The sequence below is a fragment of the Streptomyces capitiformicae genome, assembly GCF_002214185.1.
GTDB classification, from domain to species: Bacteria; Actinomycetota; Actinomycetes; order Streptomycetales; family Streptomycetaceae; genus Streptomyces; species Streptomyces capitiformicae.
On the sequence record NZ_CP022161.1, the window covers coordinates 10,555,671 to 10,580,099 of the forward strand.

The window sequence follows — 24,429 nt, forward strand, 5'->3', positions numbered from 1 at the left end:
GTGGGGGTGGGGAGTGCGTGAGGGCCGTGGTCGGCCGGTGGCAGGTCAGGGGCGCGGTTCAGGCGCCGGTCAGGCCGTCGGTCATGGCGGTGGTGTTGGCACGCATCATCTGCAGGTAGGTGCCGGCGCCCTTGCCCTTCTCTGTCAGGGACTCGGAGTAGAGCTCGACGACGCGTACCTGGCCGCCCAGTTCGGTACGCAGGACCTCGGCCAGGCGCGTGGGCTGGGAGGAGTCCGCGAACACGGTCTGGACGCCTGCTTTCCGCATCGCCTCGGTGAGCGAGCGCAGGTCGGAGGAGCTGGGAGAGGCCAGCGTCGTGCCGCTCGGGATCACCGCGCCGATCACCCGGAAGCCGAAGCGTTCGGCGAGGTATCCGAAGACGTGGTGGTTGGTCACCAACGCGCGCCGCTTCTCGGGTATGCGGTCGAAGGACTCCTCCATCGAGGTGGTCAGGTCGGCGAGTTGTGCGTCGTAGCGGTCGGCGTTGGCGTGGATCGTCTTCTCGTCGACGCCGTCCACGTGCTCGGCGACCTGGTCGGCGATCAGGCCGGCGGCCTTGCGGACGCGGTCGGGGTCGGTCCAGAAGTGCGGGTCGGGCTGCCCGGCCTCCTCCTCGGGGCCGCCGTCGCCATGCGCCTGGAAGGTGAGCGGGTCGACCGCCTTGCCGGCCTCAAAGGTGGGCACCCCCGCCTCGCGAGCGGCCTCCACGTGCCGCAGTACGTTCTCCTCCAGACCCAGCCCGTTGAAGACCACCAGGTCCGCCCGCTCCAACTCGGCGGCCTGTACGGCCGACAGGCCGAAGGAGTGCGGGTCGGCGTTCGGCTTCATCAGCACGGTGACGTCGGCCTCGTCGCCGACGATCTCCTGCGTGATGTCGCCCAGGATGTTGGTCGTCACGACCACCCGGGGCCGGTCGTCGCTGCTCGTGCAGCCGGTGCCCGCGCCGGCAAGGGCGAGGGTCAGCAGGACCAGCGGGAGGGTGTGCAGTCGCCGTGACCCTCGCGTTCGTGTGGTCATCGTCCGGTCTCCACCATCAAGGCCGGCTCGACGTCCAAGGCGAAGGTGCGCGCAATGCGCAGGTTGTCGTTGTAGTCGATCTCGTACACGCGTTTGCCTTTGGGGTCGTTGAGGTAGGCGCGGCTGCGGTCGACTTCGATGACCGGTCCCGCACTGCTGCCTTCGCGGTCGGCGTCGGGGGCGCCTGTCAGAAGCCGCTTCGTTTTGGAGACCTGCTTGCCGGTGGCGATGTCGTAGCCGTGGAGTGCTCCGTCGGTTTCAAGGACGATCAGGACGGAGCCCTCACCGGCGGTGTTGGCGGAGACGACTGGGCCGGTCTTCACCCGTGTCCACGTGCGCTCGCTGACGTCCAGGACCCACACCATCCGCTTCCCGGCCGGTGCCGTGAGCGTGTCGCTGCCGGGCCGGTGCCGGAAGGCCGTGGCCCGTTCCGCTTCGGATACGTCGCTGCCGTAGGGGATCTTCTCGGCGGTGAAGGTGCCGTCGTCCTCACGGACGAGCAGGGCGCCGTCGGCGCAGCCGAGGACGATGCCGCGCCGGGTGACGGCGTCGCCCCGCACCTCCTCGCAGCGGGCGTCCGGCGACGCGGCCCGCCGGCCCTCGCGGTCGTACACCAGGACCTTCCCGTTGTCCGTGACGCCGAGCAGGTGCTCCGCGTACGGCACGACAGCTCCCACGTGCGTCCCGGGAAGCATGCGGGCGGAACCGACCTTGCCCTTCTCCAGACCGGCCCGGCGATAGATCCTGGTTCGACCCTCCTCGTCGGTCACCGCGGTGACGGCGGCATCGCTGCGGACGCGGGTGCCCGGTCCTCCGGGCAGCCGGCCCACGTCACGTATCGCCGCGCTGTAGTAGTGGACGTGGTCGCCGTGGTCCACCATCCAGGCGCCGCCGTCCAGGACGCGCGTGCCGCCCCCGGTGTGGAAGTAGCCGAAGCGGCCGTCGGCGGTGAGCCCGGTGGTGTCCGTCGTCCGGGACACCTCGTGTGTCTTGCCGGTGATCAGATCGAGTACCCGGGTGTCGCCGGTGGCCGGGTCGTTGAGCAGCAGCCGCGACTGCTGCTCGGCCTTCTCCTGCGCCCCCTCGACGTAGCCGTGCGGAGCAGAGGCCGAGGCGGTGGCCCGCGGGGCGGACGCGGTGTCGTCGTGGCTCGCGCAACCCGTGGTGAGCAGGGAGATCGCCACGAGCGCGGCGGGCGCCCAAGGCATGACGTTACTTCGGACGAGCAAAGGGATCGCCTCAGGTTCTTTCAGTCGGTCGCCGTGGCGTGAGCGCCGAGGTGGCGCGCACGGCTGCGGAGTCGGTCGCCGTGGCGTGAGCGCCGAGGGAGCGCGCACGGCTGCGGTGGCGGAGGCCGGATGCCAGGTGGGAGAGGAAGAACAGGCTCACCGCGAGGGCCGAGATGGTCGCGCCGGCCGCGGTGCTCAGGTGCCAGGACAGCAGCAGGCCGCCGAAGGTGGCGGTGATGCCGAGGAGCGCCGCGAGGGCCATGACGCCCCGCACACTGCGCGCCCAGGGCAGCGCTGCGGCCGGCGGCGCAATGAGCAGGCCCAGCACCAGCAGCGTGCCCACGATGTGGAAGGAGGCGACGATGGCCAGCGCCAGCAAGCCGAGCAGCACGGCGTGGGCCAGGCGGGGCCGCAGGCCGAGCGTCTGGGCCTTGCGTGAGTCGAAGGCCAGGGCGAGGAAGGCCCGGTGGCCGAGGACCGAGACGGCCAGTGCCAGCAGCAGCGCCCCACCCAGCAGCAGCAGATCCTGCTCGCGGACGGCGAGGACGTCACCGAAGAGGAACCCGGTCAGGTCGACCGCGAAGGATTGCGAGCGCGACACGATGATGACACCGAGCGACAGCATCCCCACGAACAGCAGCCCGATCCCGGTGTCCTGGGACAGCCGCGGGGTGCGGCTGAGAGCCGTGACGCCGACGGTCATGACGGCCGCGCTCAGCAGCGCCCCCACCAGCAGGTTGCCGCCGAACAGCGCGGCGAGCGCGACTCCGGGCAGCAGCCCGTGCGACATGGCGTCACCGAGGAAGGCCATCCCCCTGAGCACCACCCAGGTGCCGGCCAGGGCACAGATCGCCGACACCAGCATCCCGCCCCACAGGGCCCTCTGCACGAAGGTCACCTCGAAGGGACCCGTCAACCACTCCATGTAAGCGCACTATAATGAAAACCATGTTCGAAACACAGGGGCGCTCTCCCGCCGTCGCCGAGATCCGGACGCCCCGCGTCCGCTTCACGGAGCTCTCCGCCGGATATCCCGGCCGCCCCGTTCTGCATCAACTCGACGCGGAGATACCGGCGTTGGCGATCACGGCCCTCGTCGGCCCGAACGGGAGCGGGAAGTCCACCCTGCTCGGAGTCATGGCCGGAGTGATCCAACCCACATCAGGCCAGCTCCACCACGCCGGCGACCGGCCGGCGTTCGTCCCGCAGCGCAGCTCCGTCGCTGACGCACTGCCGCTCACGGTCAGGCAGACGGTGGAGATGGGACGCTGGAGCGACCGCGGGCCATGGCGCCGGCTGACACGGCAGGACCAGGCCACCGTGGACCAGGCCATGGAGAGGCTCGGCATCACCGAGCTCGCCACCCGCCAACTCGGAGAACTGTCCGGCGGACAGCGGCAACGCGCCCTGATCGCCCAAGGACTCGCCCAGGAATCGGACCTGCTCCTCCTGGACGAACCGACCACGGGCCTGGACCCGGAAGCAAGGGACCGGATCGCTGCGCTGCTGACGGAACTGGTCGCCGACGGAGTCACCGTCGTCCAAGCCACACACGACCTGGAAGCCGCACGCTCGGCGGACGCCTGCCTCCTGCTCCGCGACGGTCAACTGGCAGGGCAGGGACACCCCGAGCAACTTCTCACCGGAGCAACGCTCGCCCGGATCTGGCAACCGGTGTGAGACGACGGCCCCGCGCCCTTCGAGCGCACTCGCCCAGTCCCGCACCGAATCAGTTCACCGAAGTAGTGGCTAGGGGTGGGCCCTAGTACTGCAACGGTGCTTGCCGTGATTGCTGGCCAGATCTGTCGTTGGTGGGGTTATGGGTGGGGACCTTGCCGATGTCAGGTTGTGGGCCGGCGAACTGGACGTGCTGCATGAGCGGTTCGTGCACCGGTTCAACCGGGAGGAGCCGCGTCAGTCGGCGCTGGCTTACATGAGAGGACTGATCGCGCCGCTGCAGCGCAAGAACGGCTGGACGCTGGCGGAACAGGCCGGGCACGCGGGTCCCGATCGCATCCACCGGTTGCTGAACCGGATCGAGTGGGACGCCGACGACGTCCTGGACGACGTACGTGACTACGTCGTGGAACACCTCGGCGACAGCGGGGCCGTTTTGATCGTCGATGACACCGGATTTCTGAAGAAGGGCATCCGTTCCGCCGGGGTGCAAAGGCAGTACTCCGGCACCACCGGACGCACGGAGAACTGCCAGATCGGTGTGTTCCTCGCCTGCGCCACCGACCGCGGACGCACGCTGATCGACCGCCGCCTGTATCTGCCCGCCTCCTGGACCAACGACCGGGATCGCTGCCGCCGGGCGGGCATCGACGACACGGTGGGGTTCGAGACGAAGGTGGCCATGGCCAAGGCGATGGTCCGCCAGGCGATCGCCGAGAAGGTCCCGTTCGGCTGGGTGACGGCGGACGCCGCCTACGGCTACAGCAAAGGGTGGCGGTTCGAGCTGGAGCAGGCCGACGTCTTCCATGTCATGGCCACCACCCGCCACGACACCGTCGTCACCCGCTGGGCACTCGACCACCCCGTGCACGAACTGTTTCCCGGCCTGCCACGGCAGAAGTGGAAACGCCGCTCCTGCGGCGAGGGGGCCCACGGCCGGCGGGTCTACGACTGGGCCCGCGTCGAGGTGCGGCCCTGGCACCGCGAGGGCCGCCGGCACTGGGTTCTCGCCCGCCGCAGCGTGAGCAGGCCCGAGGAGATCTCCTACTACATCGCCTACTGCCCGGCCGACAGGATGTCGACTGGGCACGGTTCACGCCCGCGTACACCAGCAGCCGCCCCAGCGCGCTGCTCACCGACCTCCCCGAAGCACACGTCGACCACGTCACCGGCCCGGCTGCTCATGCCGGTGGAACCGCCGGCTCGGCTCTGCTCGACCGGCTCGGCGGACTGACTGCCGCCGAACGCGACCGGGCGCTGCTGGAGTTGGTGCGGGGTCGTGCCGCCGAGGTGCTCGGCCACGCCGATGCCGGGGGAGTGGAGGCGACGCGGTCCTTCCGGGACCTGGGATTCGACTCGCTCACGGCGGTCGAGCTGCGCAACCGGCTCGCCGCCGAGACCGGCCTCAAGCTGCCCAGCACCCTGGTCTTCGACCATCCGACGCCGGCGGCCCTCGTACGGCTGCTGCGACAGGAACTGTTCGCGGACGCCGAGGGCACGGCCGGGACCGTCGACGAGGCCGCGGCGGACGCGTCACTGCCCGTCCCGGCCCTGACGTCCACCACGGACGACCCGATCGTCATCGTCGGCATGGCCTGTCGGCTGCCGGGCCGGGTCGAGGGCCCGGACGATCTGTGGCGGCTGGTCACAGCGGGCGGCGACGCGATCTCCGAGTTCCCCACCGACCGGGGCTGGGACCTCGACGCCCTGTACGGCTCCACGACCGGCGACGGGCAGGGCCAGGGCCGCAGCCACACCCGCACCGGGGGATTCCTCTACGACGCGGGGCAGTTCGACGCCGGGTTCTTCGGGATCTCGCCGCGCGAGGCAGTCGCCGTGGACCCGCAGCAGCGGTTGCTGCTGGAGACGTCCTGGGAGGCTCTGGAACACGCGACGATCAGGCCGGAGTCGTTGCACGGGAGCAGTACGGGCGTGTTCGTCGGCGCCGGTGGTTCCGGTTACGGCGCCGGGCTGCGCGAAGTGCCCGAGGGGCTGGGCGGCCAGCTGCTGACGGGTGTCGCCGGCAGTGTGGTGTCCGGTCGGGTCGCCTACACCTTCGGGTTCGAGGGACCGGCGGTGACCGTCGACACCGCGTGCTCGTCCTCGCTCGTGGCGCTGCACCTGGCGGCGCAGTCACTGCGGTCCGCCGAGTGCGACCTGGCGCTGGTCGGCGGGGTGACGGTACTGGCCGACCCGGGAGCGTTCGTCGAGTTCAGCGCGCAGGGCGGACTGGCGGCCGACGGCCGCTGCAAGGCGTTCTCCGACGACGCCGACGGCACCGGCTGGGCCGAGGGCGTGGGCGTCCTGGTCGTCGAGAGGCTCTCGGACGCCCGTCGCCACGGCCACCGGGTGCTGGCCGTGGTCGCAGGTTCCGCCGTCAACCAGGACGGCGCCTCCAACGGCCTCACCGCACCCAACGGCCCCTCCCAGCAGCGCGTCATCCGCCAGGCCCTCGCCGGTGCCGGGCTCTCACCGGCCGACGTGGACGCGGTCGAGGCACACGGTACGGGGACGACGCTGGGCGATCCGATCGAGGCGCAGGCCCTCCTCGCCACGTACGGGCAGGACCGGCTGGACGAACAGCCCCTGTGGCTCGGCTCGTTGAAGTCCAACATCGGGCACACGCAGGCCGCCGCCGGAGTCGCCGGCGTCATCAAGATGGTGCTGGCCATGAACCACGGCCTGCTGCCGCGCACCCTGCACACACAGCGGCCGTCGACCCACGTGGACTGGTCGTCCGGTGACGTCAGACTGCTGACCGAGAACGTGGAGTGGTCCCCGGCCGAGGGCCGCCCGCGCCGGGCCGGTGTGTCCGCGTTCGGCGTCTCCGGCACGAACGCCCACGTCATCCTGGAACAACCGGCGGACGAGGGCGCCACTGCCGAGGGTGCCACCGCGGAGAACGCCGCCCCGACGGGCCACGCCACCCCCCTGCCATGGATCGTCTCCGGCCGCACCGCCGCCGCGCTGCGCGCCCAGGCCGAACGCCTGGTGCGGTTCGCCGAGGAGCGGCCCGAGGCCACACAGGCCCGGATCGCCGCGTCCCTGCTGGGCTCGCGGTCGATGTTCGAGCACCGCGCCGTGGTGTGGGGCGCCGACCGCGACGAGGCGCTGCGTGCGCTGAGGGCGGTCGCGGACGGCGAGCGAACCGACGATGCCGTCGCCGTGGTCGGCGCCGCGCGCCCGGACGGTCGTACCGCCTTCCTCTTCGCGGGCCAGGGCGCACAACGACTCCGCATGGGACGGGAGTTGTACGACACCTGTCCCGTCTTCGCGGATGCCTTCGACGCGGTGTGCGCGCACCTGGACGCCGAACTGCCCCGGCCGCTGCGGGACATCGTCTTCGGTGACGATGAAACCGCCCTGAACCGGACCGAGTTCACCCAGCCCGCACTCTTCGCCTTCGAGGTGGCCCTGTTCCGGCTGCTGGAGTCGTGGGGCGTACGCCCCGACGTGCTGCTCGGTCACTCGATCGGCGAACTGGCCGCCGCGCATGTCGCCGGTGTCTGGACGCTTCAGGACGCCTGCCGTCTGGTCGCCGCCCGTGGCCGGCTGATGCAGGCGCTGCCCGAGGGCGGGGCCATGGTGTCGGTACAGGCCTCGGAGGACGAGGTACTGCCCCTGCTGAACGCCCACGGCCACGACCGTGTCGGCATCGCCGCCGTCAACGGCCCGCTGTCCGTGGTGGTGTCCGGCACCGAGGAGGCCGTGACCGCAGTCGCCGCGGCCATCGAGGCGCTGGGCCGGCGGACCCGGAGACTGCGGGTCAGCCACGCCTTCCACTCGCCGCTGATGGAGCCGATGCTCGCCGACTTCCGGGCCGTCGCCGAGAGGGTCGCCTACGCGGAGCCGACCATCCCCGTCGTCTCCGACGTCACCGGCGCCCCGGCCACGGCCGAGGAACTGACCTCCCCCGAGTACTGGGTGAGGCACGTCCGGGACACGGTCCGCTTCGCGGACGGAGTACGCGCCCTCACCGCCGCGAACGTGACCCGCTTCCTCGAACTCGGCCCCGACAGCACCCTGACCACCCTGGCCCAGTCGTGCCTGCCCACGACGGACGGCGTACAGGTCCCCGCCCTGCGCAAGGACCACCCCGAGCCCCGGGCCCTGCTCTCCGCCGTCTCCGCCCTGTTCACGTGGGGCGCCGACGTGGACTGGACGGCGCCGCTGCCGTCGCCGGCCCGCGAACCGTACATCGCCCTGCCCACATACGCCTTCCAGCGCCGGCGCTACTGGCTGGAGGTACCGGCAGGGTCCGGCGACGCCTCCGCGCTCGGGCTCGCCGCCGTCGGCCACCCGCTGCTCGCCGCCGCGCTGCCCGTCGCCGGGGACGGCACGGTCGTACTCACCGGACGGCTGTCCCTGCGCTCGCACGCCTGGCTGGCGGACCACCGGCTCGGCGGAGTCGCCGTCGTGCCCAGCACCGCCTTCCTGGAACTCGCCGTCCACGCGGGCGACCGGGTCGGCTGCGCCGAGGTACGCGAACTCACCCTGGAGGCACCGCTGACGGTGCCCGAGCAGGGCGCGATCCGGCTCCAGGTGCGGATCGAGGAGCCTGACAGCCGGGGGACCCGCGCCCTGACCGTGTATTCGAGCCCAGACGGCGCACCGCTGGACGACGAGACCGCCTGGACGCGCCACGCGAGCGGTCTCCTCACACCCGGCGACACCCCCGGCGACACCGCGGCAGTCGAAGCGCGGAGCACCGAGTTCGCCGTCTGGCCACCGACCGGCGCCGAACCGGTCGAGATCGGCGACCTGTACGAACGGCTCGCGGCCGACTCCGGCCTGGAGTACGGCCCCGCCTTCCGCGCCCTGACCGGCGTATGGCGGCACGGCGACGACGTGTACGCCGAGGTCGCCCTCGGCGAGGAGACCCGTGAGCAGGCCCGGCGGTTCGGTCTGCACCCGGCACTCCTGGACGCGGCGCTGCACCCGCTCGGGCTGGGCCTGCCGGAAGGCCTGGGCGACGGACTGCTGCTGTTCGCATGGCAGCGCGCCACCCTCCTCGCCGACGGCGCCGGCGCGCTACGCGTCAAGCTCACCCGGTGCGCCGAGAACGCGGTGACGCTCCACGCCGCCGACACCACCGGGCAGCCCGTCCTCGTCGTCGACTCGCTGCGGCTGCGCCCCACCGCCGACCGGCAGCCCACCGCCACGGGCGAGCACTCCCCGACGGAAGCGGCGGTGGCCCCGACGGAAGCCGCAGTGGCCCCGACGGAAGCCGCGGTGGCCGCCCCGCCACGCCCCGTCCGCCGCCGAGCCGCCGACTCCGCCGGCGCGGGCCCGGAGTCGGGCCCGCTCGACCGGCTCGCCGGGCGCTCCCCGGCCGAGCGGCAGCGCGTGCTGCTCGACATGGTGCGCCGCACGGTGGCCGCCGTACTGGACTACGTCGACGTCGACGAGGTGGAGCCCTCACGGGTCTTCAAGGACCTCGGCTTCGCCTCCATCACGGCGGTGGAGCTGCGCAACCGGCTCAGCGCCGACATCGGCGTCCAACTCCCCGCCACCCTGGTCTTCGACCACCCCACGCCGCTCGCCCTCGCCGCCCACCTCGACCAGGAACTCTTCGGCACCGGACCCGACTCCACGGCGCCCACCGCGTCCCGGGCCCGGCTCGACGACGACCCGATCGTGCTCGTCGGCATGGCCTGCCGCTACCCGGGCGGCATCAGCAGCCCCGAAGAACTCTGGGACCTGGTCGCGAACCGGGGCGACGGCATCTCCCCGCTCCCGGCCGACCGCGGCTGGGACCTCGCGGCGCTCTACCACCCGGACCCCGACCACCCCGGCACCTGCTACGCCCGCGAAGGCGGATTCCTGCACAACGCCAGCCACTTCGACCCCGGCTTCTTCGGGATCTCCCCGCGCGAGGCGCTGTCCATGGACCCGCAGCAGCGGCTGCTCCTGGAGACCTCGTGGGAGGCGCTGGAGCGGGCCGGCATCGACCCGGCGTCCCAGCGTGGCAGCCTCACCGGCGTCTTCGCCGGCGTCACCTACCAGGACTACATCAGCATCCTGGGCGCCGCGAAGGACAGCTTCGAAGGGTATGTCGGCACCGGCAACTCGCCGAGCGTCCTGTCCGGCCGCATCGCCTACGCCCTCGGCCTGGAAGGGCCGGCGCTGTCCGTCGACACCGCCTGCTCGTCGTCCCTGGTGGCACTGCACCTCGCCGTGCAGGCGCTGCGGCAGGGCGAGTGCGACCTGGCGCTGGCGGGCGGTGTCACCGTGATGTCGACGCCGGGCTCCCTCATCGAGTTCAGCCGCCAGCGGGCGCTCGCCGAGGACGGCCGCTGCAAGCCGTTCTCCGCCGACGCAGACGGGGCGAGCTGGGCCGAAGGGGTCGGCATGGTCGTCCTCGAACGACTGTCCGACGCCCGGCGCCACGGCCACCCCGTCCTCGCCGTCGTCCAGGGCAGCGCCCTCAACCAGGACGGCGCCTCCAACGGCCTCACGGCCCCCAACGGCCCCTCGCAGCAGCGCGTCATCCGCGCCGCGCTGGCCGGCGGCGGACTCACTCCGGCCGACGTCGACGTCGTCGAGGCACACGGCACCGGCACGACCCTCGGCGACCCCATCGAGGCCCAGGCCCTCATCGCCGTCTACGGCCAGGAGCGCCCCGAGGACCGCCCGCTGTGGCTGGGCTCGCTGAAGTCCAACATCGGCCACTCCCAGGCGGCGGCCGGTGTCGGCGGCATCATCAAGATGGTCATGGCCCTGCGCCACGGGATCCTCCCGGCCACCCTGTACGCCGAGAACCCGACCCCCGAGGTCGACTGGTCCGCGGGCACCGTACGGCTCCTCGACGAGGCCGTGCCCTGGCCCGAGACCGGCCGTCCGCGCCGGGCCGGCGTCTCCTCGTTCGGCATGAGCGGCACCAACGCGCACGTCATCATCGAACAGGCGCCGGAGGAGACCACATCCCGGGAGCACCGGGACGTAACCCCGAGCGACACCGCCGACGCCTGCCCCACCCTCCCGCTCGTACCGGCCGTCCTGTCCGCCCGCACCTCCGACGGCCTGCGCGCCCAGGCCGACCGGCTCCTCGCCCACCTGCGCGCCCACCCGGCCATCGGCCTGCCCGACCTCGGCCTGTCCCTCGCCGCCACCCGGACCGCGTTCGAGCAGCGGGCGGTCGTGCTCGCCGCCGACCGGGACGCCCTGGAGCGCGGGCTGCGCGACCTCGCCGACGACCGCATGGTCAGCGACGTGGTCCGAGGCGTCGACCGGCGCGGCACGGGACCCGTGCTGGTCTTCCCCGGCCAGGGCGCCCAGTGGGTCGGCATGGGCCGCGAACTCCTCGACACCGCACCCGAGTTCGCCCGCCGTATCGCCGAGTGCGAGCAGGCCCTCGCCCCGCACGTCGACTGGTCGCTGACCGCCGCCCTGCGCGGTGGCCCGGACGCGCCCGACCTCGACCGGGTGGACGTCGTCCAGCCCGTCCTGTGGGCCGTCATGGTCTCCCTCGCCCACCTGTGGCGTGCGTACGGCGTCGAACCCGCCGCCGTGGTCGGCCACAGCCAGGGCGAGATCGCCGCGGCCGTCGTCGCCGGCGCCCTCACCCTGGAGGACGGGGCCCGCGTCGCCGCCCTGCGCAGCAAGGCCATCACCGCCATCGCGGGCGACGGCGGCATGATGTCCGTCCCGCTCCCCGCCGACCAGGTACGGCCCCGACTGGAGCCGTACGGCGACCAGTTGGCCGTCGCCGCAGTCAACGGCCCCGGATCGGTCGTCGTCTCCGGTGCCCGGGACGCCCTGGACCGGCTGTTCACCGAACTGACCGGCGACGGCGTCCAGGCCCGCAAGGTCGCCGTCGACTACGGCAGCCACTCCCCCCAGGTCGAACCCCTCCGCGAGCGGATCCTCGACTCGCTCGCCGAACTGCGGCCCCGGCCCGCCGAGATACCGTTCCGCTCCTCGGTGACCGGTGACTGGCTCGACGACGACACCGTCCTCGACGGCACCTACTGGTACACCAACCTGCGGGAGACCGTCCGCTTCGAGGACGCGATACGCGGCCTGCTCACGGCGGGCCACCGCGCCTTCATCGAGGTCGGACCGCACCCCGTCGTCGCGTTCGGCCTGCGCGAGACCATCGAGGACGCCGCCGCCGACGCGGCCGTGCTCGGCACCCTGCGCCGCGACCAGGGCGGCCTCGACCGCTTCCTGACCTCCCTCGCCGAGGCCCACGCCCAGGGCGTGACCGTCGACTGGCGAGCCGTCTTCGCCGAAACCGGCGCCCGCCACGTCGACCTGCCCACCTACGCCTTCCAACGGCTGCGGTTCTGGCCCGAGTTGCGGGAAGCCGAGCCCGCCGCCGAGGACGGCACGGTCGTCGTCGACGAGGTGGAGAGCCGCTTCTGGCAGACCGTGGAGGAAGAGGACCTGGAATCCCTCGCCGCCTCCCTCGACCTCGGCGGCGACACCCCGCTGCGCGAGGTGCTGCCCGCGCTGTCCGCCTGGCGCCGCACCAGCAAGGAGCAGTCCACCGTCGACGGCTGGCGCTACACCGTCGGCTGGACCCCGCTCACCCAGGACACCACCGGCGCACCCCCGGCCGACACCTGGCTCCTCGTCGTCCCCGCCGCCGGCCACCCGCTGATCGACGCCACCCGGAACGCGCTCACCGGCCACGGCATCCCCCTCCGGGAAGTCCTGGTCGACGGCACCGACCGCGAGCACCTCGCCACCCTCCTCACCGGCGCCCTGGTCGGCACCGCCGACGAACCCGCCCTCGAACCGGCCGACCTCGGCGGCGTCCTGTCCCTCCTCGCCCTCGACGAGCAACCGCACCCCGACCACCCCGCCGTACCGACCGGACTCGCCGGCACGCTCGCCCTCGTCCAGGCCCTCGGAGACCTCGGCGTCGGCGCCCCCCTGTGGTGCGCCACCCACGGTGCCGTCGCCGTCACCGGCTCGGAGACCGTACTCAGCGCCCCGCAGGCCCTCGTCTGGGGCCTCGGCCGGGTCGCCGCCCTGGAACACTCCGACCGCTGGGGCGGCCTCATCGATCTGCCCGCCGCCCTCGACCGCCGGGCCGCCGACCGGCTGTGCGCCCTGCTCGCCCGGCCCGACGGAGAGGACCAGACCGCACTGCGCGCCTCCGGCACCTACGGCCGCCGCCTCCTGCGCGCACCCCTGGCCGGTGCCACCCCGCCCGCCGAGAGCTGGCGCCCGCGCGGCACCGTCCTCGTCACCGGTGGCACCGGCGCCGTCGGCGGCCACATCTCCCGCTGGCTCGCCGGCCTCGGCGCCGACCACCTGCTGCTCACCAGCCGCCGGGGCGCCGACGCGCCCGGCGCCGCCGAACTCAAGGCGGAGCTCACCGCGCTGGGCGCGGGCGAGGTGACCCTCGCCGCCTGCGACGTCGCCGACCGTGACGCCCTGCGCGACCTCCTCGACTCGATCCCCGACGCACACCCGCTGGACGCCGTCCTGCACATCGCCGGCTCCCTCGACGACGGCGTCATCGACGCCCTCGACCCCGGCCGTATGCACCCCGTGCTGCGCACCAAGGCCACCGCCGCGACGAACCTGCACGAACTCACCGCCGGCCTCGACCTGTCCGCGTTCGTCCTCTTCTCCTCCACCTCCGGCACCATCAGCGGCCCCGGCCTCGGCAACTACGCCCCCGGCAACGCCTTCCTCGACGCCCTCGCCCAGCAGCGCCACGCCCTCGGCCTGCCCGCCACCGCCGTCGCCTGGGGCCACTGGGCCGACGGCGGCATGGGCGACGGCGCGGTCGGCGAACGTCTGCGCCGCTACGGCGTCTACGACATGCGGCCCGAACTCGCCTGCCAGGCCCTCCAACAGGCCCTCGACCACGGCGAGACCACCATCGCCGTCACCGACATCGGCTGGGAACGCTTCGCCCCCGCCTTCACCGGCTCCCGCCCCAGCGCCCTGCTGCGCGACCTCCCCGACGCCCGCCGCGTCCTCGACCCGGCCCCCGGCACGTCCTCGGCCCGGACCGCCGACGACACCCTCGGCGGCGACACAGCCGACGGCGACCGTCCCGCGCTCCTGCGCCACCTGGCCGGCCGCACCGGCACCGACCGCGCCGACGCCGTCCTCGACGTCGTACGCGCCTACGTCGCCACCGTCCTCGGCTACCCCGGCCCGGAGGCCGTCGAGCCCACCCGCGCTTTCAGCGACCTCGGCTTCGACTCGCTCAGCGCCGTCGAACTCCGCAACGGCATGAACAAGCTCACCGGCCTGCGCCTGCCCGCCACGCTGGTGTTCGACTACCCCAACTGCGCCGACCTGGCACGGATGCTGCTCGGCGAACTGGGCGAGACCGGTGTCGCGGGTGAGGCAGGCGCGACAACCGGGACGGCTTCCGCGCATGCCGCCACAGTCGCCTCGATGACCGACGACCCGATCGTCATCACCGCGATGAGCTGCCGCTTCCCCGGCGGGGCCGACACCCCCGAGGCCTACTGGCGCCTCCTGGCCGAGGGCGGCGACGCCATCGCCCCCTTCCCGGCCGACCGGGGCTGGGACGTCGACAACCTCTACGACCCCGACCCCGACAACCCCGGCACCTGCACGGCCCGCGAAGGCGGATTCCTGCGGAACATGGCCGACTTCGACCCCGCCTTCTTCGGCGTCTCGCCGCGTGAGGCCCTCGCCATGGACCCGCAGCAGCGGCTGCTGCTGGAACTGGCCTGGGAGACGTTCGAACGCGCCGGCATCGACCCGCTCTCGCTGCGCGGCTCCCGCACCGGCGTCTTCGCCGGCACCAACGGCAACGACTACACCCCGCTCCTCGTCGCCTCCGGCGAGGACGTCGGCGGCCACCTAGGCACCGGCAACGCGGCGAGCATCGTTTCCGGCCGCGTGTCGTACACCCTGGGTCTGGAAGGCCCGGCGGTCACCGTGGACACGGCCTGCTCTGCCGCCCTGGTCGCACTGCACCTCGCGGCCCAGGCACTGCGAGCGGGGGAGTGCGACCTGGCACTGGCGGGCGGTGTGACCGTGATGTCGACGCCTGGCCTGTTCCTCGACTTCAGCAAGCAACGCGGCCTCGCGGCCGACGGCCGCTGCAAGGCGTTCTCGGACGCGGCGGACGGCGCCGGCTTCTCCGAGGGCGCGGGCCTGGTGCTGGTCGAGCGCCTCTCCGACGCCCGCGCGGCCGGACGTACGGTCCTGGCCGTCGTACGCGGCAGCGCGGTCAACCAGGACGGCGCGAGCAACGGCCTCACGGCACCGAACGGTCCCTCCCAACAGCGGGTGATCCGCGCGGCGTTGGCCGGTGCGGGGCTCAAGCCCTCGGACGTCGACGCGGTCGAGGCGCACGGCACGGGCACGTCGCTGGGCGACCCGATCGAGGCGCAGGCCCTGCTCGCCACGTACGGCCAGGACCGCGAACAGCCCCTGCTGCTGGGCTCGGTGAAGTCCAACATCGGCCACACCCAGGCCGCCGCCGGGGCCGCCGGTGTCATCAAGATGGTCCTCGCCCTTCAGCACGGCGTGCTCCCGCGCACCCTGCACGCCGACGAACCCTCCACCCACGTGGACTGGTCCGCCGGCGCGGTCGACCTGCTGACGGACAACGCCGACTGGCCGCGCGTCGAGGGCAGGACCCGACGGGCCGGTGTCTCGTCGTTCGGCCTCAGCGGCACCAACGCGCATGTGGTGCTGGAGGAGCCGCCGGGCCTGGAGGAGCAGGCGATCACGCCGGACGCCCCCGCCGACGACACTGTGGTGCCGTGGATCGTCTCGGGCCGTACGGCCGCCGCGCTGCGGGCCCAGGCCGGGCGACTCGTGGAGTTCGTGTCCGCTGACGAAACACTGAGCGTCTCCGGTGTCGGTGGGGCTCTGGTCCGGTCGCGGTCGGTGTTCGATCACCGGGCCGTGGTGTGGGGCGCGGATCGTACGGAGTTGCTGAGCGCCCTGGAGGCGGTCGCTGCCGGCGAAGAAGCGGGCAACGCCGTCATCGGCACCGCCCGTCGCGACGTACGCACCGCCTTCCTGTTCGCGGGCCAGGGCTCGCAACGCCTGAGTATGGGCTGGGAGTTGTATGAGTCCTACGCCGCCTTCGCGGATGCCTTCGACGCGGCCTGTGCCCATCTCGACACCGAACTGCCGCGCCCGCTGCGGGAGGTGGTGTTCGGTGGGGCGCGGACCGGCAGATTCCGCCCCGCCGCCACACCATCAGGCGACAGCAGAACCACTCAAAGACTCACGAACCGCCCACTAAGAACTACCGGTATTCCACCAACCATCAGGTCGTCATCGACGCCGACACTCGACTGGTCGTCGTAGTCGGCCGGCCATTGCCCGGCAACCGCAACGACTGCAAGGCATGGGCGGAATCTGGTGCCAAAGCCGCCGTCGGTCGGACCATCACAATCGCCGACGGCGGCTATCCCGGCACCGGGCTCGTCATCCCGCACCGTCGGGAGCGTGGGCAGACCGACCTCCCGGCCTGGAAGGAGGAACACAACCGTTCCCACAAACAGGTGCGTGCCCGCGTCGAGCATGTCTTCGCCCGCATGAAGACCTGGAAGATCCTTCGGGACTGCCGACTCAAAGGCGACGGCGTCCACCACGCCATGCTCGGCGTCGCCCGTCTGCACAACCTCGCTCTGACCGGGTGATCAAAGCAGAGACAGACCAGGTCAGACCGGATCAGGGTCAGCCAGCCGCGGAGGCCTCTGATGTCCGCAATCCAGCCGGGTGCCGTCGGCGTCAACGACTACGTAGTCGAGAACGACCTTGGTGGGGTCACCGCCCTCGTAGAGCCACACGGTGATGCAGTCCGTCGAGACGTAGGTGTCGAACCAGACGTCGATCCCTTCGGCCTCCGGCCCGACAGTAAGGGCCTCTCCAGGCTTCAGCCAGTAGTCCTCGCCGTACGGTTCGATGAAGAGACACAGCTCGCTGGCGCCCAAGTTCTTCACAGGCATCCTGCTGCGTCCCACCGGGCCCCCAAAGATCGCCATCCTCACGAAGGTCTACAGAGTAGCCGCGACGTCCTGACCACCCCTGGGAGCCGTCGAAGGCCTCACGGGGGCTTTCGGGGCAAGCCTTAGGCACAGCCCGCCGGTTCATCCTCGGTCGGTACAAATTGCATCGTGGGCATCCCGGCGGCATCGAAATTGGCAGTATCCGGACCGATCAGAGTCATGTAGCCGGCGAGCCTCTGGCTGTCTTGTGAGCGCGGCTCCCCCTTGACCTGCTCAGCGCCGGGGAACACGGAGTCCAAAACCCACCAGCGGCCGTCGAACTTCACCCATTTGATCCCGCAGTGCGTATAGATATCGTACGGGTACGGCTTGTGCTGCTTGGGATCTGCCGGTCCTTCCTGCCACTTGCCCTCGACGACAGTACGGGCGGGCAGGGTTCGGCCGGCGGAGTCGTCACCCCGGTTGTCGGACGGTGACGAGCACCCTGAGAGCAGCACCCCGGCACTCAGAAGCAGGACGGCGATATGGCGCGATATCTTCATCCTCAGACGCTACAGGTACGCGTTCCGTTCGATCCCTGCCGGTTAAAAGACAAGCTCACCCCGCCGATGCCTACGCCGAAGTCCCCGCTCGGTCCGGTTGAACCGGATGCCGTCCCGGGGTCCCGGTAGTAACGGCCGCGGAAACAACGGATATCGCTGGCCAGCGGGGATGGGGGCTGGGTGGCGATCAGTCTTCCTGTCCGACTTGTGCGGTGACGCTCTCGCGGTGTTTGCGTTGTTCCCGGTACAGGGTGGAGCGGCTCACCCCGAGCTCGGCGGCGACCTGCTCGGGGATCACGCCGTCCTTGATCCGTTGAGCGGCTCCAGCGCGGGTGGTCGCGTTCAGCATCGCCGGGCGCCCGGTCGGCAGGCCGCGGGCCTGCTTGGCGGCGCGGGCGCCGGCGGCGCGGAGTGCCGGGGCCGGGCTCGCTGGTGTCGACGGCGAGTTTGTCGCCGAGGGTACGCAGGTGGATGCCGCGCTGGGTGAGGTCGTGCACGAGGTTGAGGGTCTCGCGCATGTTGCGGCCGCCGGTCCAGGGTGAGCACGTTGATCCGGTCGCCGGGCCGGGCGAAGGCGAGCAGCACGGTCAGGCCCTCGCGGTCCATGTTCGCGCCGGTGCGCTTGTCGACGTAGATGCGCTCCTCGGCGATTCCGGCGGCGCGCATCGCGTCGATCTGCCGGGCGAGGTCCTGCGCGGTGGTGCTGACTCTGCAATACGCGAGATCCATACGGGCCGCCGTCCCACAACTTGACGCCGTGGTGCGGCTTCTGACACATGCTTGTGGCACCAGGTTTTGACACGGGCCGACCTGCGGGAACGTGATCACCGTTCGATCACCGAAGTCCTGTGTCAGATCCATGCTTGTGAGACACGCGATTGGAGTGCGCTGCCGCCCCGATTCCTGATCTTGACCGAATAGGTATCGCCTCGTATGACACCAAATTGCACTCGGTCCTACTCGACCCAGATCCGACGCCGCCGGCCCGGCCGCCGCATCCGCCCGATGGACCTACGCAAGCCGCACCCAGGCGCGGAACCTGGGGGTTCGACTATCCGGGTACCCCAGGACCCGCTCCAACTGCTCGGCGACCCAGGTCAGCGGCGGGTGTAGTTCGTCGACGCTGACCCGAAGGAGGGAGGCCTCCTCGGTCTCGGCGACACCCAGCATGAGGCGCTGCACCGCCGCCTCCTAGTACTCCAGTCTGGTTTCGCGATCTTGCGGCCGTACCCGGCCGGGGACGGGTACGGCCACCGCGTGATCATCGGTTGGTGTGTGGACAAACGAAGATCGTGCGGTGGCCGCGGGCCATAGCGTAGACCCTGCCCGCTGGCGGGCGATGTTCGACCAGGTGATGGCCCGGATCGCGGGCCGGTTCGGCCGAGTTGAACCGAGGGCGAGTGCCCGCGCCTATCTGCTCGGGCTGCTGTCGAAGGCGGAGCGGAAGAACTGCTGGCAGCTGGCCGAACAGGCCGGCCTGGCCCGGCCGGGGCCGATGCAGCGGCTGCTGCGTTATGCCCGCTGGGACGCCGATGCCGTCCGTGACGACATCCGCGCCTATGCCGTCGAACACCTCGGCACCGACGGTGGTGTCCTGATCGTGGACGAGACCGGTTTCGTGAAGAAGGGCCACGCCTCGGCGGGAGTGCAGCGCCAGTACACCGGCACCGCGGGACGCATCGAGAACTCCCAGGTCGGGGTCTTCCTCGCCTGCGCCACCCGCCGGGGGGCGGACGCTGATCGACCGCAGGCTCTGCCTGCCCGAGCACTCCTGGTGCGCTGACGCCGAGCGCCGCCACGCTGCCGGGATACCTGAAAAGATCCAGTTCGCGACCAAGCCCCGCCTGGCCTGGGAGATGATCGCCGCCGCGCTGGATGCCGGGGTGAAGGCACGGTGGGTGACCGGCGACGAAGTCTACGGGCAGGACCCGCAGCTCCTTGCCGCCCTGGAAGCCCGCGGCACCGGCTATGTGATGGCTGTTGCGTGCTCGACGCGGGTGCGGATCAACCACGGCCGCACCCCCGTCCGCGCGGACACCGTCGCCGAGCGCCTGCCCGCCACCGCCTGGCAGCGGCACAGCGCCGGAGCCGGTGCGAAGGGCCCGCGCTACTACGACTGGGCCTGGGTCCACATCGGCAGCGACAGTCACCGCCATCTGCTGATCCGCCGCAACCGCACGACCGGCGAAGTCGCCTTCTACCTGTGCTGGTCACCCGCCACGGTCACTCTTGCGGAGCTGGTCCGCGTCGCCGGTGTCCGCTGGAGCGTCGAGGAGTCCTTCCAGGCCGCCAAGAGCCAGGTCGGACTCGACCACTACCAGGCCAGGCACTGGACCTCCTGGCACCGGCACATCACCCTCGCCATGCTCGCCCTGGCCTTCCTGACCGCCCTCGCCGCCAGCTCAGCCCCCGAGCGACCCGCCCAGCCGGCCCACCCCACCGGCAGCCACGGCCTGATCACGCTCACCGTGCCGGAGATCCGACACCTACTCGCCACCGTCTTCAACCCACCAGCCGCGTCAGCGGCGAAGCTGCTGCACTGGTCCAACTGGCGGCGACAACACCAGGAAACGGCCCGTCGCAGCCACTACCGACGACGCTCCAACGACGAACCGACTGGATAGATCACGAAACCGCATTGGAGTATCAGGCACCCCAGCCGCACGCGCCAAACAACACTCGCCCCCGAGTCATAAGGCGCCCCACCCGCAGTCGCCGAACCACAGTGCTCCCCGAGCTATCACGCGCCCACCCTCGCCGGCCCTCTCCACCCCCGAGTCCCAAGGCACCCGGCGGCGAGCGGAGCGCTTACGCTCGGTACCCATGAGCGACACCCACATCAGCCAGCACTTCGAGACCCTCGCGATCCACGCCGGCAACACCGCGGATCCCCTCACCGGCGCGGTCGTCCCGCCGATCTACCAGGTCTCGACCTACAAGCAGGACGGCGTAGGAGGCCTGCGCGGCGGCTACGAGTACAGCCGCAGCGCCAACCCCACGCGCACCGCGCTGGAGGAGAACCTCGCCGCCCTGGAGGGCGGCCGCCGCGGCCTCGCGTTCGCGTCCGGACTGGCGGCCGAGGACTGCCTGTTGCGTACGCTCCTCAGCCCCGGCGACCACGTGGTCATCCCCAACGACGCGTACGGCGGCACGTTCCGCCTCTTCGCGAAGGTCGTCTCCCGCTGGGGCGTGGACTGGTCGGTGGCCGACACCAGCGACCCCATCGCCGTACGGGCCGCCCTCACCCCGAAGACCAAGGTCGTCTGGGTGGAGACCCCCTCCAACCCGCTGCTCGGCATCACCGACATCCCCGCCGTCGCCCAGGTCGCCCGCGAGGCCGGCGCGAAGCTGGTCGTCGACAACACCTTCGCCACGCCCTACCTCCAGCAGCCGCTCGCGCTCGGCGCGGACGCCGTCGTGCACTCGCTCACCAAGTACATGGGCGGCCACTCCGACGTCGTCGGCGGCGCCCTGATCGTCGGCGACCAGGAACTCGGTGAGGAGCTGGCGTACCACCAGAACGCGATGGGCGCCGTCGCCGGCCCCTTCGACTCCTGGCTCGTGCTGCGCGGCACGAAGACGCTCGCCGTCCGCATGGACCGCCACAGCGAGAACGCCACCAAGATCGCCGACATGCTTTCCCGGCACCCGCGCGTGTCCCGCGTGCTGTACCCGGGCCTGCCCGACCACCCCGGCCACGAGGTCGCCGCCAAGCAGATGAAGGCGTTCGGCGGCATGGTGTCGTTCCAGGTCACCGGCGGCGAGGAGGCGGCCGTCGCGGTCTGCGACCGGGCCAGGGTGTTCACCCTCGGTGAGTCCCTGGGCGGCGTCGAGTCCCTGATCGAGCACCCGGGCCGCATGACCCACGCCTCCGCGGCCGGCTCCGCCCTGGAGGTCCCCGCCGACCTCGTACGCCTCTCCGTCGGCATCGAGAACGTGGACGACCTCCTGGAGGACCTCCAGCAGGCCCTGGGCTAGGCCTCCCCGAAGGGGATGGCGCTTCCCGAAGGGGATGGCGCTTCCTCAAGGCGGACAGCGTTCCCCGAAGGGGATGGCGCTTCCTCAAGGGGACAGCGTTCCCCGAAGGGGCCGGCGTTCACCAGCCCGTCAGCGGTGGAGTCGTCTCCAACGGCGGCTCCACCCAGGGGCGGGTCATCGTGGCCCACACGACGAACGCGATCACCGCGGCCAGCAGCACCAGCCACATCAGCTGCCTGGCCGCCGTCCGGCGCCGCAGCATACGGCCACCGCGCCGCATCGCGTCCGCGCACAGCTCGGGCGGCACCTGGACCGACCCGCGCTCCAGGATCTCCCGTACGGCCGTCTCCCGCCCCCGCCGATTCACGACGGCGCCACCTCCACCACCTTGGGGACGGCCTTGCGCGGGGGATGCAGGACCGTCGCCATCGCCCGCAGACAGATCGCCCGTACGCGTTCGGCGGGCAGCCCGAGCAGTGCCGCCGTCTGCTCCTCGGCGACCCCCTCGTACAGCTGGAGGACGAGGACCAGTCGCTCCTGAGGGCTGAGCATGCCCAGGACGCCGCCCGGGGGAGGGCGGAACAGACCGTGCCGGTGCCACGCCCCGCGGGCGAAACGGACGGCCAGTTGCCGCCGGGTGCGGTCGTACGGATCCTCGCCGCGCAACCGGTCCCAGGTGGCGTAGGTGTTGGCGAGGGCGTGGGTCAGCAGCCGCCGCGCGTGCGGGTTGTCGTTCGGCGGCTCCGCTGTGAGCAGGGTGGCGGTCTGCAGCAGCCGCCCCGCCGCACCCGCCACGAACGCCTCGAACTCCCGTGCCCTGCGGGCGCCTTGGGCCATGCGTCGTTCTCGCACCGCGCCTCCCGCCCGAGACGGAATCCTGAGGGAAACACCCAGTCTCATATGAGGCCAGAAGCGGGTGCGCGGTCAAGAGCCGGGCAGCACACGCGTACGCGCATACGCGTGTGCCCGTACGGGGCGGCACGCGCGCGCGTACACGCGCGTACCCGTGCGACCGCGCGGCTCAGGACGGCGTCGGCGCCTCCGGGGCAGCCGCCATGCGCGCCGAGAGCGCGGTGTTGAAGCGGGTCAGGAGGGAGCAGAACGCCTCGCGCTCCTCGGGGGCCCAGTCCTGCGTCAGCTCGGCCATCAACTGGCGCCTGGAGGAACGTACCTCCTCAAGGCGGGAGAGCCCGCGCGGGGAGAGCTGCAGCACCACAGCGCGGCCGTCCTCCGGGTGCGAGGTGCGCTTGACGAGACCGGTGTCCACGAGCGGCGCCACCTGGCGGGTGACCGTCGACGAGTCGATCCCCATGCTCGCCGCGAGCGCCTTGACGCCCATCGGGCCTTCTTTGTCGAGGCGGTTGAGCAGCAGGTACGCGGCGCGGTCCATGGAGTTGCGCACCTGCCCGACGCCGCCGAGCCGGGTCTGTTCGGCACGACGCGCGAACACCGCGACCTCGTGCTGCAGCGTGTCGAGAAGACCGGTGTCACCGACGGTCGTCATGTCCATCGACATTTCAGGTGTTGTGGGCATGGCCAAAGGCTCAATTCATGCGTGGGGCGCTGGGTTGGGGGACAGAGTACGCGGACCGACCGCAGGCTGTACCGGCGCCGCTGAAACCCGTCCCGGGGGTTGGTCACAACCGCGCCACCCCGCTGTGAACTGCGAGACTGGTGTCATGAGCTACAGCACGGCTGACTCCTTGCCGCGGGTGACGCTCGACGATGTGCGAGGCGCCCAGAAGATGCTCACGGGCATCTCACGTGTCACCGCGATGGAGGGCAGCAGGCACCTGTCGCAGCTCGTCGGCGCGCCGGTGCACTTCAAGTGCGAGAACCTCCAGCGGACGGGCTCCTTCAAGCTGCGCGGCGCATACGTGCGCATCGCGGGCCTGCTGCCCGAGCAGCGTGCCGCCGGGGTCGTCGCCGCGAGCGCCGGCAACCACGCCCAGGGCGTCGCCCTCGCCTCCTCGCTGCTCGGCGTGCGCTCCACGGTCTTCATGCCGAAGGGCGCCCCTCTGCCGAAGATCAGCGCCACCGACGAGTACGGCGCCGAAGTGCGCCTGCACGGCACGGTGGTCGACGAGACGCTGGCCGCCGCCCAGGAGTACGCGGCCGAGACGGGCGCGGTGTTCATCCACCCCTTCGACCACCACGACATCATCGCGGGCCAGGGCACGGTGGGCCTGGAGATCCTGGAGCAGTGCCCCGAGGTGCGCACGATCGTCGTCGGCATCGGCGGCGGCGGACTCGCCGCGGGTATCGCGGTCGCGGTGAAGTCGCTCCGCCCGGACGTCCGGATCATCGGCGTCCAGGCGGAGGGCGCGGCAGCCTACCCGCCCTCGCTCGCGGCCGGGACGCCCGTGGCCGTCGCGAACCCGGCCACGATGGCCGACGGCATCAAGGTCGGCCGTCCCGGTGACGTGCCGTTCGAGATCATCGCCGAACTGGTCGACGAGGTCCGCACGGTCTCGGAGTACAACCTCTCCAGCGCCCTGCTGCTCTGCCTGGAGCGGGCCAAGCTGGTCGTGGAGCCGGCCGGCGCCAGCCCCGTCGCGGCCCTGCTGCGCGAGCCGCGCTCCTTCGAGGGCCCGGTCGTCGCGGTGCTCTCCGGCGGCAATGTCGACCCGCTGCTGATGCAGCGCGTCCTGCGCCACGGCATGGCCGCCGGTGGCCGCTACCTGCAGGTTCGCCTCCGCCTCACCGACCGCCCCGGCGCCCTCGCGACGCTGCTGGGGGTGTTGTCAGTGGTCGACGCTAATGTCCTCGACGTGAGCCATGTCCGGACCGATCCCCGGCTCGGGCTCACGGAGGTGGAGGTCGAGCTGCACCTGGAGACGAGGGGTCCGGAGCACTGCGCCGAGGTCGGTCTCGCACTCCGCGAGGCGGGTTACACGGTCATCGACTGAACCGCGCCAGGAGCCCATCGAACCAGGTCAGAGCCCCGTTCTCACTCGATCGGGGGGTACTCGGCCAATTCCATTGAGAGACGCGATACATCGCGTTATGGTGTGTCGTGTGGCTGCTCGACGGTGTGGCTCGCGCCGCCCGTCAGGTGGAGCAAAAAGTAC

General features: G+C 71.7%; 14 protein-coding genes and 4 pseudogenes. 7 read left to right on the top strand and 11 right to left on the bottom strand.

Annotation, left to right across the window (positions count from 1 at the left end; genetic code table 11):
• Positions 1-58: 58 nt before the first annotated feature.
• From aztC to aztB, 3 genes are read right to left on the bottom strand one after another with little or no spacing between them, the layout of a single operon-like run.
• Positions 59-1,018: a zinc ABC transporter substrate-binding protein AztC gene (gene aztC, locus CES90_RS47280; protein WP_189788542.1), complete on the bottom strand. Its 960-nt coding sequence runs from the start codon at positions 1,016-1,018 to the stop codon at positions 59-61.
• Positions 1,015-2,226 (bottom strand): hypothetical protein, encoded by a 1,212-nt coding sequence (locus CES90_RS47285; RefSeq protein WP_189788543.1) that lies wholly within the window; start codon positions 2,224-2,226, stop codon positions 1,015-1,017. The genes aztC and CES90_RS47285 overlap by 4 nt, the downstream gene beginning before the upstream one ends.
• Positions 2,227-2,257: 31 nt before the next feature.
• Positions 2,258-3,172 carry a zinc ABC transporter permease AztB gene (gene aztB, locus CES90_RS47290; protein ID WP_189788544.1) on the bottom strand — a complete coding sequence of 305 codons (915 nt, stop codon included), beginning with the start codon at positions 3,170-3,172 and terminating at the stop codon, positions 2,258-2,260.
• Between the two features lie 14 nt (positions 3,173-3,186).
• On the opposite strand from aztB, the gene aztA reads away from it, so the two are divergent.
• The 4 genes and pseudogenes from aztA to CES90_RS47305 all read left to right on the top strand — a co-directional run.
• Positions 3,187-3,927: a zinc ABC transporter ATP-binding protein AztA gene (aztA, locus tag CES90_RS47295; protein WP_373313641.1), complete on the top strand. Its 741-nt coding sequence runs from the start codon at positions 3,187-3,189 to the stop codon at positions 3,925-3,927.
• 139 nt (positions 3,928-4,066) lie between these two features.
• Positions 4,067-4,993 (top strand): annotated as a pseudogene (locus CES90_RS50940) (IS701 family transposase); the annotation flags it as partial.
• A gap of 152 nt (positions 4,994-5,145) precedes the next feature.
• Positions 5,146-16,044: pseudogene (locus CES90_RS47300) on the top strand (type I polyketide synthase); the annotation flags it as partial.
• 17 nt (positions 16,045-16,061) lie between these two features.
• Positions 16,062-16,529: pseudogene (locus tag CES90_RS47305) on the top strand (transposase); the annotation flags it as partial.
• A 21-nt stretch (positions 16,530-16,550) separates the two neighbouring features.
• Here CES90_RS47305 and CES90_RS47310 read toward each other — a convergent pair.
• From CES90_RS47310 to CES90_RS47330, 5 genes are all read right to left on the bottom strand, one after another.
• Positions 16,551-16,838: a hypothetical protein gene (locus CES90_RS47310; RefSeq protein ID WP_229914447.1), complete on the bottom strand. Its 288-nt coding sequence runs from the start codon at positions 16,836-16,838 to the stop codon at positions 16,551-16,553.
• A 122-nt stretch (positions 16,839-16,960) separates the two neighbouring features.
• Positions 16,961-17,380: a hypothetical protein gene (locus CES90_RS47315; RefSeq protein ID WP_189788049.1), complete on the bottom strand. Its 420-nt coding sequence runs from the start codon at positions 17,378-17,380 to the stop codon at positions 16,961-16,963.
• A gap of 187 nt (positions 17,381-17,567) precedes the next feature.
• Positions 17,568-17,729, bottom strand: a complete 162-nt coding sequence (locus CES90_RS47320) for a helix-turn-helix domain-containing protein (protein WP_208921727.1) — start codon at positions 17,727-17,729, stop codon at positions 17,568-17,570.
• Positions 17,723-18,241, bottom strand: coding sequence for a recombinase family protein (locus CES90_RS52320; RefSeq protein WP_408646649.1), 519 nt, complete (start codon positions 18,239-18,241; stop codon positions 17,723-17,725). Before CES90_RS52320 ends, CES90_RS47320 begins: the two co-directional genes overlap by 7 nt.
• Positions 18,242-18,391: 150 nt before the next feature.
• On the bottom strand, positions 18,392-18,562 hold the full coding sequence (locus CES90_RS47330; RefSeq protein WP_189788048.1) for a hypothetical protein: 171 nt from the start codon (positions 18,560-18,562) through the stop codon (positions 18,392-18,394).
• 157 nt (positions 18,563-18,719) lie between these two features.
• Here CES90_RS47330 and CES90_RS47335 point away from each other — a divergent pair.
• Positions 18,720-20,004 (top strand): annotated as a pseudogene (locus CES90_RS47335) (IS701 family transposase).
• A gap of 199 nt (positions 20,005-20,203) precedes the next feature.
• Positions 20,204-21,358 (top strand): cystathionine gamma-synthase, encoded by a 1,155-nt coding sequence (locus CES90_RS47340; protein ID WP_189788047.1) that lies wholly within the window; start codon positions 20,204-20,206, stop codon positions 21,356-21,358.
• A 118-nt stretch (positions 21,359-21,476) separates the two neighbouring features.
• On the opposite strand, the gene CES90_RS47345 is transcribed toward CES90_RS47340, so the two are convergent.
• The 3 genes from CES90_RS47345 to CES90_RS47355 all read right to left on the bottom strand — a co-directional run bounded on the left by CES90_RS47345 (position 21,477) and on the right by CES90_RS47355 (position 22,874).
• Complete coding sequence (locus CES90_RS47345; protein ID WP_189788046.1) at positions 21,477-21,725, bottom strand: hypothetical protein; 249 nt, start codon at positions 21,723-21,725, stop codon at positions 21,477-21,479.
• A complete protein-coding gene (locus CES90_RS47350) occupies positions 21,722-22,195 on the bottom strand; it encodes a sigma factor-like helix-turn-helix DNA-binding protein (protein ID WP_373313611.1) in 474 nt (157 codons plus the stop codon). The genes CES90_RS47345 and CES90_RS47350 overlap by 4 nt, the downstream gene beginning before the upstream one ends.
• Positions 22,196-22,379: 184 nt before the next feature.
• Positions 22,380-22,874 (bottom strand): MarR family winged helix-turn-helix transcriptional regulator, encoded by a 495-nt coding sequence (locus tag CES90_RS47355; RefSeq protein WP_189788059.1) that lies wholly within the window; start codon positions 22,872-22,874, stop codon positions 22,380-22,382.
• A 163-nt stretch (positions 22,875-23,037) separates the two neighbouring features.
• Here CES90_RS47355 and ilvA point away from each other — a divergent pair, with 163 nt between their 5' ends.
• Positions 23,038-24,267, top strand: a complete 1,230-nt coding sequence (gene ilvA, locus CES90_RS47360) for a threonine ammonia-lyase (RefSeq protein ID WP_189788044.1) — start codon at positions 23,038-23,040, stop codon at positions 24,265-24,267.
• The last annotated feature ends 162 nt before the right edge of the window (positions 24,268-24,429 follow it).